This is a genomic window from Stenotrophomonas ginsengisoli, from assembly GCF_001431485.1.
In the GTDB taxonomy this organism is placed as follows: Bacteria; Pseudomonadota; Gammaproteobacteria; order Xanthomonadales; family Xanthomonadaceae; genus Stenotrophomonas; species Stenotrophomonas ginsengisoli.
Genome location: NZ_LDJM01000078.1, coordinates 1 through 529 on the forward strand (window position 1 = coordinate 1; position 529 = coordinate 529).

Below are 529 nucleotides of genomic sequence, written 5' to 3' on the forward strand. Positions count from 1 at the left end.
GTTCCAGCGCATGGCCAACGTTTCCATGGCCCCGGGCAAGAGCCCGCTGAGCGTGGCCGATCTGGTCAAGGACGTGGAAAACGGCATCTACATCATCGGCGATGGTTCGTTCTCCATCGACCAGCAGCGCTACAACGCCCAGTTCGGCGGCCAGCTGTTCTACGAGATCAAGGACGGCAAGGTCACCGGCATGCTCGAGGACGTGGCCTACCAGATCCGCACCCCGGAATTCTGGAACGCCTGCAGCGCCGTGGCCGACGAGCGCGACTACCGCCTGGGCGGTTCGTTCTTCGACGGCAAGGGCCAGCCGGGCCAGGTCTCGGCGGTCTCGCACGGTTCGTCCACGGCCCGCTTCAACGGCATCAACGTCATCAACACTGCCCGCAGCCTCGGCTGATCGGCCTGGAGCCCAACACCCATGAGCATCTACACCGAACAACAGGCCAAGGCCATCCTGGACAAGGTCATTGCCCTGTCCACCGCCGATGAGTGCAGCGCCACCCTGGAAGGCAGCATCGACGGCAACATC

General features: G+C 63.9%; 1 protein-coding gene. It reads left to right on the forward strand.

What is annotated here, in order from left to right; translation table 11 throughout:
* The coding region (locus ABB30_RS15390) for a metallopeptidase TldD-related protein (protein ID WP_245626526.1) at positions 1 to 397 on the forward strand (397 nt) is incomplete at its 5' end.
* Positions 398 to 529: the final 132 nt, after the last annotated feature.